Below are 20,182 nucleotides of genomic sequence, written 5' to 3' on the forward strand. Positions count from 1 at the left end.
TAGCAAGAAGTGGACGATGCCAATACGGGACTGGAAAGCGGCACTGAACCGCTTCGCCATCCAGTTTGAAGACCGGGTACCGCAGACTTAAACGAAAAACCGTTTACACAGAATTCAGTACACCCCCGCGGCGGCGTTTGCCGACGCATTTGGCTGGTCGCCGAAAGGACATGGCGAATTCTCACTGCAGGGATTGAGACCTAATCATGATAACTGGGAAACGGGAAAGTTTTCTGATCGATTCCGTGTCCAGTTGCGCGGGCGGCCAGCCACGACGGTTACCAGTCACATTTCCAAGGATGGTCACTATTTCATCCATTACGATCCAACGCAGTGCCGCAGTCTGACAGTGCGGGAAGCAGCAAGACTGCAAACCTTCCCGGACAACTATTTTTTTCAGGGGAACAGGACCGAACAGTTCCATCAGGTGGGAAATGCTGTTCCTCCCCTTCTCGCGAAAAAAATTGGAGATATCGTTTATGCTCTGTTGAGAGGCGCCGATGCCGGCGTCTCTCCCCCTATGCAACAGGATATATGGGAATAGGTTACTCGGCAGGAAGCCGATGTTTGATCACCCGTGAACTTGATGAGTTATCCAGCCGATTGTGGCAAATTCAAGAATTGGGAAAGCATCTGATGGCATGATTTCCCTTGCCGTATCCGTTCCACGCCCAGCGACATTGCCTTGACGTAGCAGGAAACCTCTTGCACATCATCGAGCGGCACGCCAGGCTGCCCTTCTATCTCATACAGCATGAGGTCGCTAAGCGATGATTGCGTGCCTTCAATTTGCGAAGACATGACGGCTTCCTTGCGCACGTAGCTGTACAGAAACAGCCGTGCATCGGGCAAGAGCGTGCTGATGGCATCGAGTCGTCCCAATGCGATCAAGGCTTCGTCCAGCCGGCTTTGCAGCTTGCCGTTCAAGTCCAATCCCGGCGTGGGTGGCAGTGGCAAGGGCACAAAGGCCTGGCACGCCACACCGCCGGCAATGGTCGATGTGTAGGTCCCCGTGAGTCCACGTTCCATAGGTTCGCTGAAGTTAAAATGAATGGAGGTTTTATTTTAACTTAAAGAGAAAAATGAAATAATGAAATCCTTATTTTATGTTGGCGCCATCAAGCCGCCTTCAGCCACAGCACTTCCCCAAAGGTTTGCAACACTTGCTCCAACTTGCCATCCAACATCGCGTCAAGACGCCGACGATGCTGGCGGCGATATCCTGGCGCCAGGCGGTTTGCAGCATGGCCTCGGTATAGCTGTGTTGAGCAAGCAATAAGCGCACTTCCTTCATAATGTGGCGGCAGCAGGACAGTGCTCATCGTTTTCCTCGCCCGTATCACCATCCCGTCCCAGAAACCAGTACACTAGTTCCTGAGCGCAACTAATTTTGTACGCGCACCATGCCGCCTGCCGTTGCCGGGAGGCGTCTCTGCCGCAAGGCATGTTGTCTGCCTGGACAAATGCAATGTTTACTTCGCGCCGCGTGTCTCCTGCCTTCTATTACCTGTTCTTTTCAGGAGAACGGGAGCAGCAGCAGCGCTTTTTCAAGGAACTGCATTTCATTTCGATAGCGATCCTGACGTTTGGCCTGGCTTGCTGGCTGCTCACGTTCAGCCTGACCTTGTCGCGCGCTTCGCTCAATCATGCGCATGCGGCAATGGCCGTGACGGGCATGCTGGCGGGGCTGCTGCTGGCCGTGTATGCCAGGTCGCTGCAGGCCATTATCGTCAGCGGCAGCATCAGCGTGCTGTTCATCGCTTTCGGCTTTCGCGTGCTGATGCTGGGCACGCAAGACCCCGCTTTCTGGGTATTGCCGCTGGGCGTGATGATCACCTTGACGACGGCGCCCATCTTCAGCGGCATCGCGTACTACCTGGGCGTCTCGCTGGGCGTGTGGGCCATCGTGGGGCTGGGGCAGTTTCCCGTGCATGCGGGACGTATCGACCAGCATTGGCCCGTGTTGACCGTCAGCATCAGCGTGATCATCGGCCTGGCGCTGAATATCTATTTTCTCGTCTTGCGTATCCATAACTACCGCGCACAGCGCGAACTGGCGACGATGGCTTACAAGGATGGCTTGACCAGGCTCAACAATCGGCGCATGTTCACGCAAAGCGCCCGCATCCTGCAGCGTACGGCCCACACGCCCGCGTATTTTTTAATGATCGACATCGACGACTTCAAGCAAATCAACGACGTGCATGGCCATGAGGTGGGCGACGAGGTGCTGAAAAAGATCGCCGATGTCATCGCGGGGCTGTGTGGCGAGCATCTGTGCGGCCGCCTGGGTGGCGAGGAATTCGCCATCATTTACCTGGGCGAAAAGAACGCGGCCTGCGCCTTTGCCGCGCAACTGGTCGACAGCGTCGAGGCGGCTTTCGTGCCGGAACGCAAGGTGTCCGTCAGCATCGGCATGGCGGAAATGCTCAAGGAAGCGGACTTGTCGCACAGCTACCGGCGCGCCGATGACTCCTTGTACCAGGCCAAGAAAAGCGGCAAGAACCGCTACGTGCTCAATGCCGCCTGAGCATTGCCGTCCGGTTTTGCATCGAGCAGCGCCAGCAGGGCTTGCGGCGAAATCTTCCACGGGTCGCGCTGCTCGGGGTCCACCTCATGCCAGCTGTCCCGGGCGCCGATCTTGAGGATGGTCAAGGGGATGTTCTTGCTTTCAAAGAAGGCCAGCATGCGGCGGATCAAACGGCTCACCTTGGCGTGCTCGTCCGTATACAAGGAACAGGTATAGAAACAACCCTTCTCTCCCATGCGCAGTTTCCTGGCCGCGCCGACACGCGAGTGGAGCACGTATTTGTGCACGAACTCGGTCACGACCTCATCGTTGACGGGAATACTGCAGGAAATGGTGATCTTGGCCATGGCAAGCGGGACAGTGATTCAATAGCCAAGCTTAGCAGAAAGCGTTTCACTCCTGAAATGCTAAGATCGCGGCGCGCGCATGCCGGCAAGCCGACCGGCATGGCGTCTCGACAAGGATTACCATTGAACACCTATATTCGCCGCATCGTGCCCCTGCTGTCGCTATGTGCGGCCCTGGGCACTTCACCCTTTGCGCTGGCGCAAACGCTGTCTGCCGAGGATGCCGCCTTCGTGGCCGCCACCGTGCCCGTCTCCGTGCCATCGCCGCCGCTCAGCCTGAACGAGCATCCCGAGATCCGCGCCGACGTCTTCAGGCTGCTCGGCTATGCGCGCGGCAGCTATACGCAGGGTAATGCCCTGATCGCGCGCCAGGTGCTCGACAGCATGCAGTCACTGGACGACATCACGCGCACCATGCTGCCCGACGGGCGCTCGGTGCTGGCCTCCATTGATGCCAGCAAGCACGGTGCGCAGCGCGCCGCCATGCTGTTCGACCCGCAACGCAAGCTGTTGGCACTGGCCCTGGTTAACGGCCATTGCGACCCCGACTGCCTGCCGCCCACGCACGCCGTGCTGACCTTGTTTTTGCCACCGGGCTTAGAGGACGAGATAGCCGCGCCGCTGCTGGTGTGGGCGCGGCAACTGCCGCCCATGCTGGCGCAGGCTGCGCCGGACCAGCGGCAAAGCATTGCTGTGGTGGAATACATCACCACCCGCCCCGACCAGCCCGGCTGGCGGCAGCGCGACGTGCCGCCCGGCTTTCCCGCCAGCTTGCTGCACCTGCTGCTGCCGAACGCGGAACTCAACAGCAGCTCCAGCGGTGGCAAACTCATCGCACCGGCGGGCCTGGCCGGTTTGCCGATGCGCACGCCGACCGAGGAAGCCGCAGCCGGCGACGAGCCCATGCCCGACGCCGATATCACCCTGCGCAGCTATGCCGATTTCCACTGGGTGCTCAACACCTACGCCAAACTGGCCAAGGGCGCGCAAGTGAAGGGACATGACGAGAAGGTGGTCTTCAGCGGCAGCGATGCCGGCGGCCGCTACACGGTGACCTTGCGCGAACCGGACAAGGAAAACGGCGTGTTGATCACTGTGGCCAGCTGGCAGACAAAATAAGCGTGAGCGCAGGGGAAACATTGCCATGACGCACAGGAGCATGGCATTTTGGCATTTTGCGGTATGATTTCCGGCCGTGCGGCGCGGCCCGCTCCCTGCCTTGCCCACACTGCCCTTCAAGCCTGCCACGCTTGCGTCGCATCCTGCCCTAAGGAATCATATGTTCGGTTTTAACTTGCGCGTTGCCAAGATGGTGTGGACGGCTTTCCTCATCGCCTTCCTGCTATTTCTCACCTACAAGGTCTCGTCGACCCTGATCGTGGTGGTGTTTGCCATTTTCTTCAGCTATCTCGTGTATCCGCTGATCGGGCTGCTGGAGCGCTATGGGCCGAAACGCCTGCCGCGCACGGCCAATATCGGCATCGTCTTCCTGGTGGTGATCTTGCTGGTGGCGATACTGGGCTCCATCTTCGGGGCGCGCATCGAGGAAGAGGCGATCAAGCTCAGCGATCAGTTGCCGACCTTGCTCAAGGGCAATAATTTTGCCGAGCGCATCCCCTTGCCGGAATTCATGGAACCCTTGCGCGCGCGCCTGCTGTCGTTCATGCAGACACAGCTGAGCAGCGGTACGGGACAAGCCATGCCGCTGGCGAAAGAACTGGGCCTGACCGTCATGCATGCAGCCAGCAACCTGATCTATCTGGTGCTGGTGCCCGTGCTGAGCTTTTTGCTGATCAAGGAAGGCCCGGACATGCGCGACGGCTTGCTGTCCCTGCTGAACCGCCCGAACAAGAAACTCTGGGGTGCCATCATCGATGACCTCGACATCTTGCTGTCGCGCTATGTGCGCGCCCTGCTGCTGTTGTCGATCGCCACCTTTGTGTCCTACAGCATCGCCTTTTCCCTGCTGGGCGTGCCGTACAGCCTGCTGCTGGCCGGTGCGGCCGCCCTGCTGGAATTCATCCCGTTTGCCGGTCCGCTGGCGGCCGCCGTCATCGCCGTCGTGGTCGCCGGTTTCAGCGGCTACGATCACGTCTTCTGGCTGATCGGCTTTATCGCCGCCTACCGTTTGTTCCAGGATTACGTGGTCAACCCGTACTTGATGAGCGAAGGCGTGGAAGTGAGCCCGCTGATGGTGATCGTTGGCTTGCTGGCCGGCGACCAGTTGGGTGGCGTGGTGGGCATTTTCCTGTCCGTGCCCGTGATGGCGGCCATCAAGATCGTCTTCGTGCGCGCCCGGGCGGCCTTGCAGGCGCGCCACGATGCGCATGAGAAAGCCGAACAGGCAGCAGAGGAAGCACGCGCCCAGGCCCTGGCCGAGGCGGCGCGATTGCAGGAACAGGGCAGCAAGGCCACCCTACCAGCGCAGTAACTTAAGCAGTCACTTAGAACTCTTCCCACTCGCCGCTGTTATCCGCGGCAGGCTTGGCCGGACGCGGCTTGGCGGCCGCGACAGGTGCTGCCGTTGCGCGGGCCGGCGCCAGGCGCACTGCCGGGCGTTTCAAGGCCGTGCTGGCGGCGGCCACGCCAGGCTTGCGCAAGGCAGGCTTGGCCGCTGCCGGGCCGCTATGGTTGGCGTCGAGCTTGAAAATGCTGACCATCTCGGCCAGCGCCGCCGCCTGCTCCTGCATCGCTTCCGAAGCGGCTGCCGCCTCTTCCACCAGTGCCGCATTTTGTTGCGTCACGGTATCCATTTCCGCCACGGCTTGATTGATCTGGCCGATACCCAGTTCCTGCTCGCGGCCGGCGGCGCTGATTTCGCCCATGATGTCCGTCACGCGGCGGATGCTGGAAACGATCTCGTCCATCGTCGTGCCCGTCTGGCTGACCAGCGCGCTGCCGGCACCCACGTTCTGCACCGACGCTTCGATGAGCACCTTGATATCCTTGGCGGCGCTGGCCGAACGGTGCGCCAGGTTGCGCACTTCCGTGGCAACGACGGCAAAGCCACGGCCCTGCTCGCCGGCACGCGCCGCTTCCACTGCCGCGTTCAGGGCCAGGATGTTGGTCTGGAAGGCGATGCCGTCGATCACGCCGATGATGTCGGCAATCTTTTTCGACGATTCACTGATGGTACCCATGGTATCGATCACTTGCGCCACCAGCGTGCCGCCCTTGACGGCCACGTCAGAAGCGGAGACGGCCAGCTGGTTCGCCTGGCGCGCATTGTCCGAATTCTGCTTGACGGTCGAGGTCAGCTCTTCCAGCGAAGAGGCCGTTTCTTCCAGGCTCGACGCTTGCTGCTCCGTGCGGCTGGACAAGTCCAGGTTGCCCGAAGCGATTTCATTGCTGGCCGTGGCGATGGCGCCGCTGCCGTCGCGCACGCCGCGCACGGTGCTCGACAGGCGTTCCTGCATTTTCTGCAAGCCCGCCAGCAAGGCACCCATCTCATCGTGGCGCGTGATGACGATGTCGTTGGCCAGGTTGCCGTCGGAAATGGCGCCAAAATGGCGCAAGGCCTGGTCCAGCGGACGGAAGATGGCACGCAACAGCAAGATGCTGGACAAAATGGTCAGCAAGGCGCCCACCACAATGCCGATCACAGCCATGGTCACTTGCCGGTTGTAACTGACCTGGCTATCGGCGTACATCTTGGCGGCGCTGCTCACCTGGAACTGCGTTAATGTTTCAGCCGCCTGGTCCATCGTGCGATACAGGGGGGTCAGGCCCTTCATCATGAAGCCATCCGCTTGCGCGATATTACCTTCAAACAAAGCCTTGCTCATAATCAACAATCCATTGTTGATGTAGTCGCTGCGCTTCTTGTCCATGTCGTCGGACAGGCGCTTTTCTTCCGCGCTTTGCGGCAAGCCCAGGTACACCTTCCAGGACTTGTTGGAAGACGCCATGAATTGGTCGGCGCGCGCCAGCGTCTGTTTGGCATCGGCCGCATCGGGATGCACCATCACGCGGTCCATCGTGAAACGCGCACGGCCCAGGAAAATCTGCGATTCGCCGATGGCTTGCGTCGATGCCAGCTGATTGCTGTAGACCTCGTTAAGGCTGTTGTTGGCCGATTTCAGGCTGATGATACTCATGATGCCCAGCACGGCGATCAGCAAGCCCAGCACACTCATGGTGGCGATCAGGCGCATTTTTATTGTTATATTCGACAGCATGCAGTTTCCTTGGTAAGGGCACGACCATGCTTGCACATGCCGGACGACATAGCGGCACACGCCGATGGGCGAGTCAGGTGAATTATTGAGGACCGGTCGATAGGGCGTATGCGGCAGCAGGGGGAGGGCGGCCCGCGCATATCGAGAGAAATGCAATACAGAACAACGATGTCGAGGTTTTTCGTACTTTTAATTTCTATATTGCAAGATACAGGGAAAGATTACCTGTAGCAACATCCAACTGGGATTTTCACGCTTGGCGACAAGTGAATGATGTTTTTTGCGCAGAACTGGCATTCCGCTGTCGTGCGCGGTCGCGCCGGAATGCCAGGTATGTTAATAGACGGTTTCTTCGATGAGCTGGCCATCTTCGCGGAAATACTGAAACCGGCCCGTTTTCTTGCCCATGTTGTAGGCGCCAATCTGCTTCGGCTTGCCGTTCTGGAAATGTTCGATATTGACGCCATGCAGCACGCCCTGGTGCCAGTTACGGTGAAATTGCGGCAGTTCGCCATCGGGATAAAACAGGGTTTCTGCACCATCGCGCTTGCCGTCGGCAAAGCTGCCCTGGTAACGCCGCTTGCCATCCGGATAAAAACTTTCCATCGTGCCTTCGAGCAAGCCCAGGCGGTAATGCTCGACCAGTTCCAGCTGGCCGCTGGCCGCATACTGCTCCAGCTTGCCATCGGGTTTGCCATCGAGCATGGTCAGCACTTGCCAGCCGCCGTCCGGCGTCGCCTTCTTCCACGGCCCCTGCTTGACGTCATCGACGTAGTTGCCGCCACCGCCAGGTTCCACCCACTGGCCCTGTTTCTTGCCATTCACATAGTTGCCCTGCCATTGCACCACGCCGGCGACGCGGCGCTCGCTGGGACCGTCCAGGCGGTCTTTCACAAAATGGTCGTAACCGGTGAAGCTGTGCATGTCCGCTGCGCGCCACTCAGCCAGGCCCGGGCTGACTTCCCAACGACCCGTGCGCTGGCCCTTGAACATCTGTCCCGTGGTGGTTTCGTCGCCGCTTTCATACATCCATGGCCCCTGGGCCCTGTCATCGACATAGGCGCCAGACGAGCGGATGGTGAACGGCTCTTCGAAGTGCCATACGCCGGTGCGCTTGCCCAGCGCATACTGGCCACGGGCAAACACGCTGCCCACGCAGCAATTCACCTCGTATTCGATGAATGGCCCATCCTGGCTGGCGGCAAAGCGTTGCGGTTGCGTTTCCCAGGTGATCCACTTGACATGATAACTGGGCGCGCGGCCCCCTTGCCATCCCTTGCCGAGCAGATACGTGACGGTCAGAAAATGGCCCTCCTTTTCCAGGAAAGTCTTTTTATAGGCAAACGCGGGCGCTGCCGCGGGCTTGCCCGGCAACAACTGTCCATCGATATTGAAATAGCCGGCCAGGGTACCGTGCGCATGCTCGATGGCATCGAACTCGGCCACGCCCGAAGGCGCGTACGCGATGCTGTAATCGATCAGTTGCAAACTGGCCAGCGCCGCGCGCACCTGCGTCTCGTCCATGGTTTTCGCGCCGCCCACGATGGCGTCCAGCGCCGGCTGCAAAGTGGTCACCTTGAACATCCTGCCGCCGCTGCGCTCGTAGCGGTAGGCGTGCAAGCCATAGGCATGAGCACTGCGGCTAAGCACCAAGGTGGTTTCGCCTTCGCTGTCGAGGTCCAGCTGGAACACGGCCTCGATGCTGGCCTTGCCGTACTTGTCCAGGTTCATGCGTTTCTCGCTGCCCTCGTTGCACTGGCAGTAGTAGCCGTTGACCTCGCCATTTTCCCGCAGGAAGGCCAGCACCACGCCGCCATCGCGGCGCTCGACGGCGCTGGCGGTGGCCATGGGGACGCCTGTATAAAAACGCGCCGCTGCCTGCGCCGGCGCCAGGGCGCCCAGCGCCAGCAGCGCCACCATCGTACTCATCAAAACTGTTTGCCGCATGCCAACTCCACTGCCGAAAACCACCATTATGCATGGCCATTCAGGCAATCCCGGACACCCCAGGACGCTGGCGCCACAGCGGCCGCTGCTCCACAAGCGCCAGCGGCGCAGCAGCACGCCGTACAGGGCAAACACCAGGCAGGCCAGCAGCATCAGCGCGTCGCCCGCATGCACGCCTTGCTGCAGCAAGGCCAGCACATCGCCGCGCCCCACCAGATACAGCAAGCCGCCAAACGACAGCACGCCGCCGGCCGCCATGCCCACCGTCAGGCGCTCGCCCAGCAGCAGCACGCTGAGCAGGGCCAGCTGCCACCACTGGCGACGGATGGCGGCGCGGTTGCGCCATAGGGGGCGGGCGCTAAACGGCGTCATCACCAGCAAGACCAGCACCAGGCGGTAAAAAGACGCGCCAAAGTGCGTTTACCTCCATGTTCAGGAAACATTTCGGCACCACGCCCACCGCGTTTTACCAGGCAAAAGTCATCGCGGCATAAAAAAAATGCTGCTATGCATCAATAATCATGGGCGATCGTCGCCGCTCTTGTTATCATCGCAAGCCTTATCGCAGCGCGCCCATCCTGGCAGCGGTGTTGACCTCAATCACATCACCATGACACAGAATTTCTTCCAGACATTCATCCTGCTCTTGCTCGTCACCGACCCGTTCGGCAACGTTTCCCTGTTCGTCAATGCCCTGAAACGGGTTCCGGTCGAGCGGCGTTGGAAAGTCGTCGTGCGCGAGTGCATGATCGCCTTCGGCATCTTGCTGCTGTTCATGTTCTTCGGCCGCCATTTCCTGAACGCCTTGCAATTGTCGGAAGTGGCGCTGCGCATCGGCGGCGGCGTCATTTTGTTCCTGATCGCCATGCGCATGGTGTTTCCACAGCCCAATGCGGGCAATAGCGACCACGAGATGGGCGGCGAACCGTTCATCGTGCCTCTGGCCATCCCAGCGCTGGCCGGCCCGTCGGCACTGGCTACCGTGCTGCTGTTTTCCTCGCATGAAATGAATGACGTCATCGCCCACGTGGCGGGACTGACGGCCGTGGCCGCCGTCTGGCTGGCCGTCTTCCTGTGCGCCGAACGCTTGCAGCGGGCCCTCGGTCCCAGGGTCATGACGGCGTTTGAACGATTGATGGGTTTGATCCTGACGGCGATGGCCATTGAAATGTTGCTGGCCGGCATACGCGCATTTTTAAAGTCTGTATAAAATAGCCTTTCATTCATTCACGGAGGTTTGTCCATGAGCCGTTGCGCCCACCTTTGCCTGATGGCCGATTACAACCAGTGGATGAATGCCAAGGTCTACGCAGCGGCGGCCAGCCTGCCGCCCGGCGAGCTGCAGTGCGAGCGGGGCGCGTATTTTGGCTCCCTGCTGGCCACCTTGAACCACGTGATGGTGGGCGATACCCTGTGGCTGCAGCGCTACGCCAAACACCCGGCCGGCTTTCCCCTGCTCGATCCCATCCGCGCCATCACGCCACCCGCTTCGCTCACGCAGCCGCTGTTCGCGGCCGAGGATTTTGCCGCCATGCATGCGCACCGGCTGTGGCTGGACCAGCTCATCGTCGACTGGGCCGCCTCCATCACGGAAGCCGACCTGGACCACCTGCTCGACTACCGCAACAGCAAGGGGCCGAACCGGCGCGAGTTTTTCAGCCTGCTCATGCATTTCTTCAACCACCAGACCCACCACCGGGGCCAGGCCAGCACCCTGCTGTCGCAAGCGGGCGTGGACATCGGCGACACGGATTTGCTGTTTCGCATCCCCAACCATATTGCCGACTGACAGCAGGCGGTACAGCCTCGCTTTCAGCGCGATCAATGCCAGCACCATCGCCCACAGCCGCGCACGTTGTTTCCACACGACAACTTATTTAATTTGCTACCAATTTTTTAACTTTTCACGGACTTAATACAAGTTTTTGTATTGCGATGCGGATTTTTGAGGAACAATTACAGGCTTGCCGAGCCTACGTATAAACCCGTAGCCCTGGCCTGTCGACGTTTTCCCTCACTTCCGCAACACGAAAGCAATCATGTCACTCACACAATTCAAAATCGGCACCCGGCTCGGGATCGGGTTTGCTGTCGTCCTCGGCCTGCTGGTAGCCGTCTTGCTCGTCGGCCTGTATTCCATGGGGCAACTGAGCGCACGCACGCATGACATCGTGGCCGACAAGAACGTCAAGATGGCGGCGGCCAATACCATGAGCGACAACGTGCGCAACATTACCCTGGCGATCACCAGCGTGGTGGTGGCGCCGACGGAAGCGCTGGTGCAGGCGGAACTGGCGAAAATCGGCGAAGCGCGCAAGAAATACGGCGCCGCCAAAGAAACCTTGCAAAAGAAAATCTCGACGGACAAGGAAACGGCCCTGATGGCCGAACTGGACGCCGCCCTGAAATCGGGCGCGCCGCTGAACAACAAGGTCATCGAACTGCGCAATGCGGGCCAGACGGAAGAGGCGATCGCCTTTTTGACGCAGCAGGCGGCCCCGAGCCTGAAGATCGTGCTGGGCGCGCTCGACAGCCTGCTCGCCTATGAAGCGCAGCAGGCGGCGCAGGCGGCAGCAGATGCCGAATCGCTGAGCGCCAGCGCGCGCGCCTTCATGATCACCCTGGGCAGCGTGGCCGTGCTGCTGGGTGCCTTCGTGGCCTGGATCATCACGCGCTCGATTACCCGCCCCATCAATGCGGCAGTGGCCGTGGCCGAAACCGTGGCCTCGGGCGACCTGTCCTCGCACATCGTCGTCAATTCCAGCGATGAAACGGGCCGCCTGCTGGGCGCCCTGAAAGCCATGAACGACAGTTTATTGGGCGTGGTGGCGCAAGTGCGCCACGGCACGGATGCCATCGCCACGGCATCGGGCGAAATTGCCGCCGGCAACCTCGACCTGTCAGCACGCACGGAAGAGCAGGCCAGTTCGCTGGAAGAGACGGCGTCGGCCATGGAAGAGCTGACCTCGACCGTGAAACAGAACGCGGACAATGCGCGCCAGGCCAACCAGCTGGCAAAAAGCGCGTCCGAAGTGGCCGTGCGCGGCGGCAGCATCGTCGCGCAAGTAGTCGACACCATGGGCACGATCAACGCGTCGTCGAAGAAGATCGTCGACATCATCGGCGTCATCGATGGCATCGCCTTCCAGACCAACATTCTTGCCTTGAACGCGGCCGTGGAAGCGGCGCGCGCAGGCGAGCAGGGCCGTGGCTTCGCCGTGGTGGCAACCGAGGTGCGCAACCTGGCACACCGTTCGGCTTCGGCCGCCAAGGAAATCAAGGAACTGATCGCCGCGTCCGTCGCCAACGTGGACACGGGTTCGCGCCTCGTCAATGAAGCGGGCCAGACCATGGGCGACATCGTCGACAGCATCGTGCGCGTGACCGACATCATGGGCGAGATCACCTCCGCCACGCACGAGCAAACCATCGGCATCGAACAGATCAACATGGCCATTGCCCAGATGGATGAAGTGACGCAGCAAAACGCTGCCCTGGTGGAAGAGGCGGCGGCCGCCTCGCAAAGCATGCAGGAACAGGCAGGCGAGCTGGCGCACGTGGTGGGATTCTTTAAAACGGGCAACGCCGTTGCCGCATCTCAACCTGCAGTCAAGCGGGCCGCCGTCCGCAGCAGCATCGCGGCGCCCGCGCGCCCCGTGGCCCGCAAGGCGCCCGTGCGCCAGGCCGTGGCCGCCGCACCGGCGCGCCGCAGCAATGCTGGCGCCGAAAGCGAATGGGAAGAGTTTTAAGTAGAGCAACACCTCCAGACGTGCAAGCCAGGCAGGAAGTTGCTGCCTGGCTTTTTTTCGTCTGCAAACTGCACTTTTTTTGCGGCAAAGCCCGCGCAATAGGCGAAAGTGCAAAACGTGCAGCGCGCATACGCTTTACAATCCTCGCTCGCTTTACAAAATATTGGTCATCATGAATCAGGCAGAACAGCAGCGCCTCCTGGCTATCCTGGAGTATTGGCACAAGATCGAATTCTTTATCCCGTTTGACCTGAATCAAATCACGGACGTTGAAGACCCGTCCACCGTGCGTCTCCTGCACCGCGAACAGCTGGCGCAATTGCCGCTGCAGTTCGCCACGCAGTGGCAAGTCCCGTCCGAGCGCGAGGTCGACGGCTTTTCCCTGTTCCTCGGCGTGTTCGACAAGGCGGAAATCAACAAGGCTTGTCCGCCGGCCAACGGCCCGGAAAACCTGGCCGAAACAGAAAAAACAGAGCTGCTGGGACGCTCGTGCTTTGCCCGCCTGTCCCTGAATGCGCTGGGCGAGCCGCAGTTCGATCCCGTGTCCGTCTCGACCTTGCCGTGGGCCCTGAGTCGCGCGCGTACGCCGGACTGGTCCGGCCTGAGCCTGGACGCCTTCAGCGACAGCCAGCTGGTGCTGCAAGACAGCTTGCGCAATTTCGCGGCAAGCCGCGCCCCGCAACAAGTGACCGACGAGGCGGGCAATGTCTCGTCGCCCCTGTCCGGCATGGAAATCGCGGCCCTGGCCGACCTGCTGCGCGACTGGGCCGGTTTCCACCCGTCCGCCGGCCAGCCGCTGGCCGTGCTGGAATTGCGCACGCGCAAGAAACGCGCCGCCGTAACGGAAGCCGATACGCTTGAGTCCAGCCAGAATCGCAGCCTGGACTTCGGCGACGCGGTGGAACCATCGATCGATATCCTCAACAGTTTTTACCTCGACGACCTGGAACAAATCATCCGCGCCTTGCGTGGCGGCAAGTTGCCCGCAACGGTGGCCGCCTATCTGACGCCGCTGGCGCAGGATGAGCGCATCGACCTCTACAGCCCGGACGGACGCCAGGCGCTGGCCGCCATGCTCAACCCGGCCAATATGAACCGGGGACACTGGCTGGAAGACGCCAGCTACGCCATGAGCCTGATGCAACAGTTCGCCATCCACGGCGCGCGCACGGGCTTGAGCGAACGTGGCATCTTTTCCGTCAACGGCCCGCCCGGCACGGGCAAGACGACCTTGTTGCGCGAATTGTTCGCCGACAACATCGTGCGCCGCGCCAGCGTGCTGTCCTGTCTGGACCGCGCTGGCGACGCCTTCATCGGCAAGGTGGCCGTGGCCTTCGAAGGCGTGCGTGACCCGATCACCATCGCCCGCTTGCGGCCCGAACTGACGGGCTTTGAAATGGTCGTCGCCTCGTCGAACAATGCGGCGGTGGAAAACATTTCCGGTGACTTGCCGAAACCGAAACAGCTGGGCAAGGAATGGGCACGCACGCGCTATTTCGAAAGCGTGGCGCGCCGGGTCGTGGCCGACGGCAATGGCGCCAACCGCACTCTGGACGAAACCGAGGCGCCATGGGGCTTGATGTCCTGTGCGCTGGGCAATAGCGCCAACCGCCGCCGCTTCATCAGCAATTTTTATGACGACGACTGGGATAAAACCACGGCGCGCAAGACGCCGAACGCGCAAAATATCCGCCAATGGCTGGCCAGCTACCAGGGCGTCAGCTTCGCCCAGGCGGCGCGCGAGTTTCGCGAGACGGAACACCTGGTGGAAAAGACCCTGGCCGAGCACGCCCAGTACGCAGCCCTGTGGCAAGCCGTGGGTACTTGCACGGAAGCCGATTTCATGCAGGCCAGCCAGCAAGCGCTGATTGCTGCCGAGCAAGAGATGAATGCGGCAAATGGCGCCCTGTCCGCTGCGCTGGCGCAACAGGACACCCTGCTCGCCAGCAAAAAGGAATTGCTGGAAGAAGAGCGCCTGGTGGCGCTGACGCAGCCCGGTTTCTTTGCCCGTTTGTTCCGCACGGCCCCGGCGCGCGCCTACAAGGATGCCGTCATCGCCAATGCCGAGGCACAGCGCCAGGCCGCGCGCGACGTGTCCGCCATCAAGCTGCTGCTGAAAGGCGAGCTGGAACCGCGCTGCGAGCGGGCCCGCAACAGCCTGCACATCGCCCTGCGCACGGCGCAGTCGCGCCAGCGCGAATGGGATGACAGCACGGAACTGCTGCGCCGCGCGCGCATGCGTTTCCCTACCATCGCCACGCCGGCCACCCTGGACGAGCTGGACGGCGACACGCTGCAGATAGCCGGCCTGTGGCATGAACCGGCGCTGGCGCGCCTGCGCTCGCGCCTGTTCGCCAAGGCCCTGGCCTTGCATGAAGCGTGGCTGGCGGAAGTGGCGAAGAAGGGCGGTCCCGGCTTTGGCGGCAACTTGCTGGCCGTATCGAAATTGCTGAAAAACAAGCGCGCCTACGACCAATCGCACATCGCCATGGTCTGGCACAGCCTGTTCATGGTGGTGCCTGTCGTGTCGACCACGTTCGCCTCGTTCGCGCGCCAGTTCCAGGGCATGGGCCCCGAATCGCTGGGCTGGCTGTTCATCGATGAAGCGGGCCAGGCCGTACCGCAGGCGGCGCTGGGCAGCCTGTGGCGCGCAAAACGTGCTGTCGTCGTGGGCGACCCGCTGCAGATCGAAGCCGTGTTCACGGTGCCGGGCCGCCTCGTGCAAGCCCTGTCCGCCCTGTCGCCGCATACGCAGGATGGCAGTTACGCGCCGACTTCCGTATCCGTGCAGACGCTGGCGGACAAGGCCAACCGCTATGGCGCAGTCGTCGGCGCCGGCAGCACCCAGCCGCTGTGGATAGGCAGCCCCCTGCGCGTGCACCGCCGCTGTGTGGAACCGATGTTTTCGCTGGCCAACAGCATCGCCTATGAAGACAAGATGGTCTACGGCTTGAGCGAACGCACGCCGCCAGCCGGCGCGCGCGGCCTGACGCGCGGTTCCAGCCGCTGGATCGACGCCATCGGCCCCGTCAGCTACAAGCAGGTATTGCCCATGCAGCTCGATTTCGTGCTGGAAGTGCTATTGAAACTGTATCGTCGCGACGGCAAGCTGCCTGAGATGTACCTGATCACGCCGTTCAAGGCCGTGCGCAACGAATTGCGCTCGCGCATCATCGATATGGACTGGGACCGCCGCCTCGGCTATGGCAAAGCGCCTGCGGCGCGCGAATTGCGCCAGTGGAGCAGCCAGATGGTGGGCACCGTGCACACTTTCCAGGGCAAGGAGCAAAGCGTGGTAATGCTGATCCTCGGCGCCGACGACAGCACGGCCGGCGCCGCGCTATGGGCGGCGGCCACGCCGAACCTGCTCAACGTGGCCCTGACGCGCGCGCAACACTATGTGTACATCGTCGGCAACCCCTTGCTGTGGGGGAAGTTGCCGCATTTTGCGCCCGCCTGCGCGCAGTTGCCGCATACGGGCATGCATGAGTTTCTTGTCGAAATGGGCTAAACGGGGAAAACGAGGGTAAACGTCGTGGCGGCCGCATCCGACGCCACGCTCGCGCTGCCGCCATGCAATTGCATGATGGCCGTGACGATGGCCAGCCCCAGGCCTGTGGAAGCGGCCGAATCGCTGCGGGCCGGGTCGGCGCGGTAAAAGCGCTCGAACAGGTGCGGCAAATGGCGCGCGGGGATGGCGGGGCCGAGGTTGCTCACGCTCAATTCCACGCCCTCGTTCGTCGTATGCGCACGCAGCAGAATCGTGCTGCCCGGTGCCGCATGGCGTATCGCGTTCGACAGCAAATTGCCCAGCGCGCGGCGCAGCAGTTGCGGCTCGGCCGTCACTGCGCCGCTGCCGTGGCAGGCCAGCGCCAGCCCCCGCTCTTCGGCCAGGCCTTCAAAGAAATCGGCCAGGCGCAAGAACTCGTCCTGCACGGGCAAGACTTGCTTGACGAGCAGCATTTCATCCTGCTGCGCGCGCGCCAAAAACAGCATGCTGTCGATCATGCGCGACAGCCGTTCCAGCTCTTCCACATTCGACGACACCAGCTGCTCATAGTCTTGCGCACTGCGGGGGCGGGCCAGCATCACCTGGCTTTGCCCCAGCAGATTGGTCACGGGCGTGCGGAATTCATGCGCCAGGTCGGCGGAAAATTGCGACAGCCGCGCATAGCCTTCCTGCAGCCGCGCCAGCATGGCGTTGAGCGCCTGGATCAAAGGCAAGAGTTCCGTCGGCGCGCCGCGCGCCTCCAGCTGCTGGCCCAGCTTGCCGGGCCGCACCAGGGCCGCATGGGCGGCGATATTGCGCAACGGCCGCAGCCCCCGCAGCAGCATCACGCTGGCCAGTATCGCCGCCACCAGCGCGCTGATGGCCACCGACACGACGATCTGCCACCGGTAGGCGGCAAACATGGCAGTGCGGTCGCCGTACACCCGGGCAACGGCAATATCGGCCATCTGCGCAGGGTCGCCAATGCGCGCGCTGGCCGCCACCACCCGGGCCGGATAGCCGTCGCGGCTGGTCCAGCTGACGATGGCGGCCGCCGTAACAGGCGCATCGACGGCCACGGGAACAGCATGCGCCACCGTCTCGCCATGCGGATTGACATCGATCAAACGCGTGCCATCGGCGCGCACGATGCGGACCAAGGAATTCTCTTGCCCGCTCATGGTGTCGCGGAAATATTGGGGCCGTTCACGGATGATATCGAGGGTGCCCGCATTACCCAGCAACTGCTGGATCTGGCGCAGTTTGCCCAGCAACAAAATGTCGTCGCGGCGCTCGATTTCCGCGACGAACGAGCGGTACAGATGCATGCCCAGCCCGGCCGAGACCAACGCCACGATCAGCACGAACACGAGCGTGACGCGCAGGGTCAGCGAACGGCGCAGTTCCGCCAGCTTCATGCGGCGGCGCCGCTGTCGGGAGCGGATGGCGCGCGCAATTCGCAGACATAGCCCATGCCCCGCAAGGTGTGGATCAGCTTGGGTTCGAACGGGTCGTCGAGCTTGCTGCGCAGGCGGCGGATGGCCGCGTCGATGACGTTGGTATCGCTCTCAAAATTGATGTCCCACACTTGCGAGGCGATGATGGAGCGCGACAGCACTTCGCCCTGGCGCCGCGCCAGTAAATGCAGCAAGCCGAATTCCTTGGCCGTCAGGGTGATGCGCTGGCCTTGCCGGCTGACCTTGCGTTTCATCACATCGATTTCCATGTCGCCGATGCGGATCACCTCGTCTTCGCGTGGCGGTCCGCGCCGCAGCAGGGTGCGGATGCGCGCCACCAACTCGGCAAAGGCAAACGGTTTCACCAGGTAATCGTCGGCGCCCAGTTCCAGCCCCTTCACGCGGTCCTGCACTTCGTCACGCGCGGTGAGGAAAATCACGGGTACGTCCGCGCCGCCTTCTTGCAGCCGCAGCGCGCGCAAGACTTGCCAACCATCCATGATGGGCAGCATGACGTCGAGCACGATCAAATCGGGCGCCTCCGTGCCGGCCAGGTGCAGCCCGTCGCGGCCGTTGCGCGCCAGGCTCACTGTAAATCCGGATTCGGCCAGGCCACGCAACAGATAGTCGCCCGTCTTCGGTTCGTCTTCGATGACCAGGATGCGCATGGCGGCTTTCTAATAGGAATATAAAACCATTTTACGCGCGCTGATATGGCGTGCGGATGATAAAAATGTCATGCGGCGATCATCTTCTCGTAGGGTAACACTGGCCATACTGGCGCCACCTTATTCCATGGATGCCAGATGAAAACCCTTATTTTCGGCAGTACGCTGCTGTGCCTGCTAGCCAGTCCCGCACACGCGCAATTGCGCAGTATCAATGACCTGTCGCTGGCGGCAGCCAACAAGCTAGCCGATGCGGCCATGGCCGCTTGCCAGGCGCAAGGGCGACATATCGTCGTCACCGTGCTCGATCGTGGCGGCAATATCGTGGCCGTGCAGCGCGCCGATGGCGTCGGGCCGCACAACACGGAGGCCAGCCGGCGCAAGGCCTACACTGCCCTGTCCACGAAAAACGATACCCAGGCGCTGGCCGCGGCCGCGCGCAGCAATCCCGACATGGCCAATTTGACGACACTGGCGGAACTGTTGCTGCTGGGCGGCGGCCTGCCCTTGCGAGCCAAGGGCGAAGTAGTCGGCGCCATCGGCGTCGCCGGTGGCGGTGGCGCCCTGCCAGACCGGGCCTGCGCCCAGGCTGCGCTGGCGGCCCTCCCTGAACTCGATTCCCCCACCCTTTGAAAGACACAACGATGACTTACCTGAAAAAAATCACCACCGCCCTGGCCTTCGCCAGCCTGTCCAGCATGGCCCTGGCCGCCGCCAATCCCTTGAGCGTGCACATCCTCGACCTGCAAAGCGGCCAGCCGACGGCGGGCGTGACGGTGACCCTGGAGCAAAAGCAGGGCAATGACTGGAAACAGCTGGGCAGCGCCGTGACGAATGCCCAAGGGCGCATCGCGGCCATGTATCCGGAGCAGACCCCCATGCAGGCGGGCGACTACCGCATCGTCTTCAAGACGGGCGAACACTATGCGCGACTGAAACAGGAAACATTCTTCCCGGAAATCCCCGTGCAATTTCACGTGGAAAAGACTGACCAGCACTATCACATTCCACTGCTGCTCAGTCCTTTCGGCTTTTCTACTTACCGGGGGAATTAAACCGAGCCGATAGTTTTCGCCGTCTGGCCGAACAGCACGCTTTTCGCGTCGCCGCTGACGGTGGGCTGGACATTGATTTCGGCCGCGCGGGCATACGCGCGCACGGTGGCGGGACGGGCGGCAATGGCCGCGAACCAGCGCGCCAGGTGCGGGAAATCTTCCAGCTTCTGGCGCTGGCGTTCGTGCGGCACGATCCACGGGTAGATCGCCATGTCGGCGATGGAATACGTGTCGCCGGCCACGAAAGCGCGGTCCGCCAGGCGTTTGTCCAGCACGCCATACAAACGGTTCGTTTCGTTCACGTAGCGCGTGATGGCGTAGTCGATGGGTTCGGGTGCGTATTGCAAAAAATGGTGGTTCTGCCCCGCCATGGGACCCAGTCCGCCCATTTGCCAGAACAGCCATTGCATGACCTCGGCGCGCCCGCGCACGTCCGCCGGCAGGAATTGCCCGCTTTTCTCGGCCAGGTATTGCAGGATGGCACCCGACTCGAACAGGGACAAGGGCGCGCCGCCATCTTCCGGCGCCTGGTCGACGATGGCGGGGATGCGGTTGTTGGGCGCGATGGCGAGAAACTCGGGCGTGAATTGCTCGCCCTTGCCGATATGCACGGGAAGAATGTTGTAGGGGATGCCTGCTTCTTCCAGGAACATCGTCACCTTGTGCCCGTTGGGCGTGGTCCAGTAATACAGGTCGATCATCGTCGTCTTTCAGCTCGTTGGCATAGGGCGGGCGTTACTATTGTCGCGCCGCAACTGGTG

At 61.7% G+C, this 20,182-nt stretch carries 18 protein-coding genes; 10 read left to right on the top strand and 8 right to left on the bottom strand.

Annotated elements, in window-relative coordinates; translation table 11 throughout:
- The first annotated feature begins 184 nt into the window (after positions 1 to 184).
- Positions 185 to 544 carry a DNA cytosine methyltransferase gene (locus CSZ94_RS16905; protein ID WP_374703588.1) on the top strand — a complete coding sequence of 120 codons (360 nt, stop codon included), beginning with the start codon at positions 185 to 187 and terminating at the stop codon, positions 542 to 544.
- Positions 545 to 591: 47 nt separating this feature from the next.
- On the opposite strand, the gene CSZ94_RS16910 is transcribed toward CSZ94_RS16905, so the two are convergent.
- Together CSZ94_RS16910 and CSZ94_RS27640 are read right to left on the bottom strand one after the other, a co-directional pair.
- Positions 592 to 927 (bottom strand): Fic/DOC family N-terminal domain-containing protein, encoded by a 336-nt coding sequence (locus CSZ94_RS16910; RefSeq protein WP_258001043.1) that lies wholly within the window; start codon positions 925 to 927, stop codon positions 592 to 594.
- A gap of 191 nt (positions 928 to 1,118) precedes the next feature.
- Positions 1,119 to 1,322, bottom strand: coding sequence for a hypothetical protein (locus CSZ94_RS27640; RefSeq protein ID WP_146009819.1), 204 nt, complete (start codon positions 1,320 to 1,322; stop codon positions 1,119 to 1,121).
- 146 nt (positions 1,323 to 1,468) lie between these two features.
- On the opposite strand from CSZ94_RS27640, the gene CSZ94_RS16915 reads away from it, so the two are divergent.
- Positions 1,469 to 2,530, top strand: a complete 1,062-nt coding sequence (locus tag CSZ94_RS16915) for a GGDEF domain-containing protein (RefSeq protein WP_180977514.1) — start codon at positions 1,469 to 1,471, stop codon at positions 2,528 to 2,530.
- On the opposite strand, the gene CSZ94_RS16920 is transcribed toward CSZ94_RS16915, so the two are convergent.
- On the bottom strand, positions 2,509 to 2,877 hold the full coding sequence (locus CSZ94_RS16920) for a hypothetical protein (protein ID WP_102122579.1): 369 nt from the start codon (positions 2,875 to 2,877) through the stop codon (positions 2,509 to 2,511). The two genes, CSZ94_RS16915 and CSZ94_RS16920, sit on opposite strands and share 22 nt — an antisense overlap.
- A 123-nt stretch (positions 2,878 to 3,000) precedes the next feature.
- Here CSZ94_RS16920 and CSZ94_RS16925 point away from each other — a divergent pair, with 123 nt between their 5' ends.
- Complete coding sequence (locus CSZ94_RS16925; RefSeq protein WP_102122580.1) at positions 3,001 to 3,996, top strand: hypothetical protein; 996 nt, start codon at positions 3,001 to 3,003, stop codon at positions 3,994 to 3,996.
- A gap of 160 nt (positions 3,997 to 4,156) precedes the next feature.
- The gene (locus tag CSZ94_RS16930; RefSeq protein ID WP_102122581.1) at positions 4,157 to 5,308 is read left to right on the top strand and encodes an AI-2E family transporter; all 1,152 of its coding nucleotides are present in this window, start codon (positions 4,157 to 4,159) and stop codon (positions 5,306 to 5,308) included.
- A 13-nt stretch (positions 5,309 to 5,321) separates the two neighbouring features.
- Here the strand turns inward: CSZ94_RS16930 and CSZ94_RS16935 are convergent, their stop codons facing one another.
- Positions 5,322 to 7,055 carry a methyl-accepting chemotaxis protein gene (locus CSZ94_RS16935; protein WP_102122582.1) on the bottom strand — a complete coding sequence of 578 codons (1,734 nt, stop codon included), beginning with the start codon at positions 7,053 to 7,055 and terminating at the stop codon, positions 5,322 to 5,324.
- 336 nt (positions 7,056 to 7,391) lie between these two features.
- Positions 7,392 to 9,374, bottom strand: coding sequence for a hypothetical protein (locus CSZ94_RS29195; protein WP_146009820.1), 1,983 nt, complete (start codon positions 9,372 to 9,374; stop codon positions 7,392 to 7,394).
- 238 nt (positions 9,375 to 9,612) lie between these two features.
- Here CSZ94_RS29195 and CSZ94_RS16945 point away from each other — a divergent pair, with 238 nt between their 5' ends.
- From CSZ94_RS16945 to CSZ94_RS16960, 4 genes are all read left to right on the top strand, one after another.
- A complete protein-coding gene (locus CSZ94_RS16945) occupies positions 9,613 to 10,212 on the top strand; it encodes a MarC family protein (RefSeq protein ID WP_077398149.1) in 600 nt (199 codons plus the stop codon).
- A 33-nt stretch (positions 10,213 to 10,245) separates the two neighbouring features.
- Complete coding sequence (locus CSZ94_RS16950) at positions 10,246 to 10,791, top strand: DinB family protein (protein ID WP_102122583.1); 546 nt, start codon at positions 10,246 to 10,248, stop codon at positions 10,789 to 10,791.
- A gap of 250 nt (positions 10,792 to 11,041) precedes the next feature.
- Positions 11,042 to 12,751 carry a methyl-accepting chemotaxis protein gene (locus tag CSZ94_RS16955; RefSeq protein WP_102122584.1) on the top strand — a complete coding sequence of 570 codons (1,710 nt, stop codon included), beginning with the start codon at positions 11,042 to 11,044 and terminating at the stop codon, positions 12,749 to 12,751.
- Positions 12,752 to 12,923: 172 nt separating this feature from the next.
- The gene (locus CSZ94_RS16960) at positions 12,924 to 16,262 is read left to right on the top strand and encodes a DEAD/DEAH box helicase (protein WP_258001045.1); all 3,339 of its coding nucleotides are present in this window, start codon (positions 12,924 to 12,926) and stop codon (positions 16,260 to 16,262) included.
- Here the strand turns inward: CSZ94_RS16960 and CSZ94_RS16965 are convergent.
- Both CSZ94_RS16965 and CSZ94_RS16970 read right to left on the bottom strand, forming a co-directional pair.
- The gene (locus CSZ94_RS16965) at positions 16,259 to 17,659 is read right to left on the bottom strand and encodes a heavy metal sensor histidine kinase (protein WP_102122586.1); all 1,401 of its coding nucleotides are present in this window, start codon (positions 17,657 to 17,659) and stop codon (positions 16,259 to 16,261) included. The two genes, CSZ94_RS16960 and CSZ94_RS16965, sit on opposite strands and share 4 nt — an antisense overlap.
- Positions 17,656 to 18,366, bottom strand: a complete 711-nt coding sequence (locus CSZ94_RS16970) for a heavy metal response regulator transcription factor (protein ID WP_102122587.1) — start codon at positions 18,364 to 18,366, stop codon at positions 17,656 to 17,658. Before CSZ94_RS16970 ends, CSZ94_RS16965 begins: the two co-directional genes overlap by 4 nt.
- A 138-nt stretch (positions 18,367 to 18,504) precedes the next feature.
- Between CSZ94_RS16970 and CSZ94_RS16975 the strand changes: the two genes are divergently transcribed.
- Together CSZ94_RS16975 and uraH are read left to right on the top strand one after the other, a co-directional pair.
- A complete protein-coding gene (locus CSZ94_RS16975) occupies positions 18,505 to 18,999 on the top strand; it encodes a GlcG/HbpS family heme-binding protein (protein WP_102122588.1) in 495 nt (164 codons plus the stop codon).
- An 11-nt stretch (positions 19,000 to 19,010) separates the two neighbouring features.
- On the top strand, positions 19,011 to 19,421 hold the full coding sequence (gene uraH, locus CSZ94_RS16980; protein WP_102122589.1) for a hydroxyisourate hydrolase: 411 nt from the start codon (positions 19,011 to 19,013) through the stop codon (positions 19,419 to 19,421).
- Here uraH and CSZ94_RS16985 read toward each other — a convergent pair.
- Positions 19,418 to 20,122: a glutathione binding-like protein gene (locus CSZ94_RS16985; protein ID WP_102122590.1), complete on the bottom strand. Its 705-nt coding sequence runs from the start codon at positions 20,120 to 20,122 to the stop codon at positions 19,418 to 19,420. The two genes, uraH and CSZ94_RS16985, sit on opposite strands and share 4 nt — an antisense overlap.
- Positions 20,123 to 20,182: the final 60 nt, after the last annotated feature.

Origin of the sequence: Janthinobacterium sp. ROICE36 (assembly GCF_002869965.1) — a bacterium.
Taxonomy (GTDB): domain Bacteria; phylum Pseudomonadota; class Gammaproteobacteria; order Burkholderiales; family Burkholderiaceae_D; genus Janthinobacterium.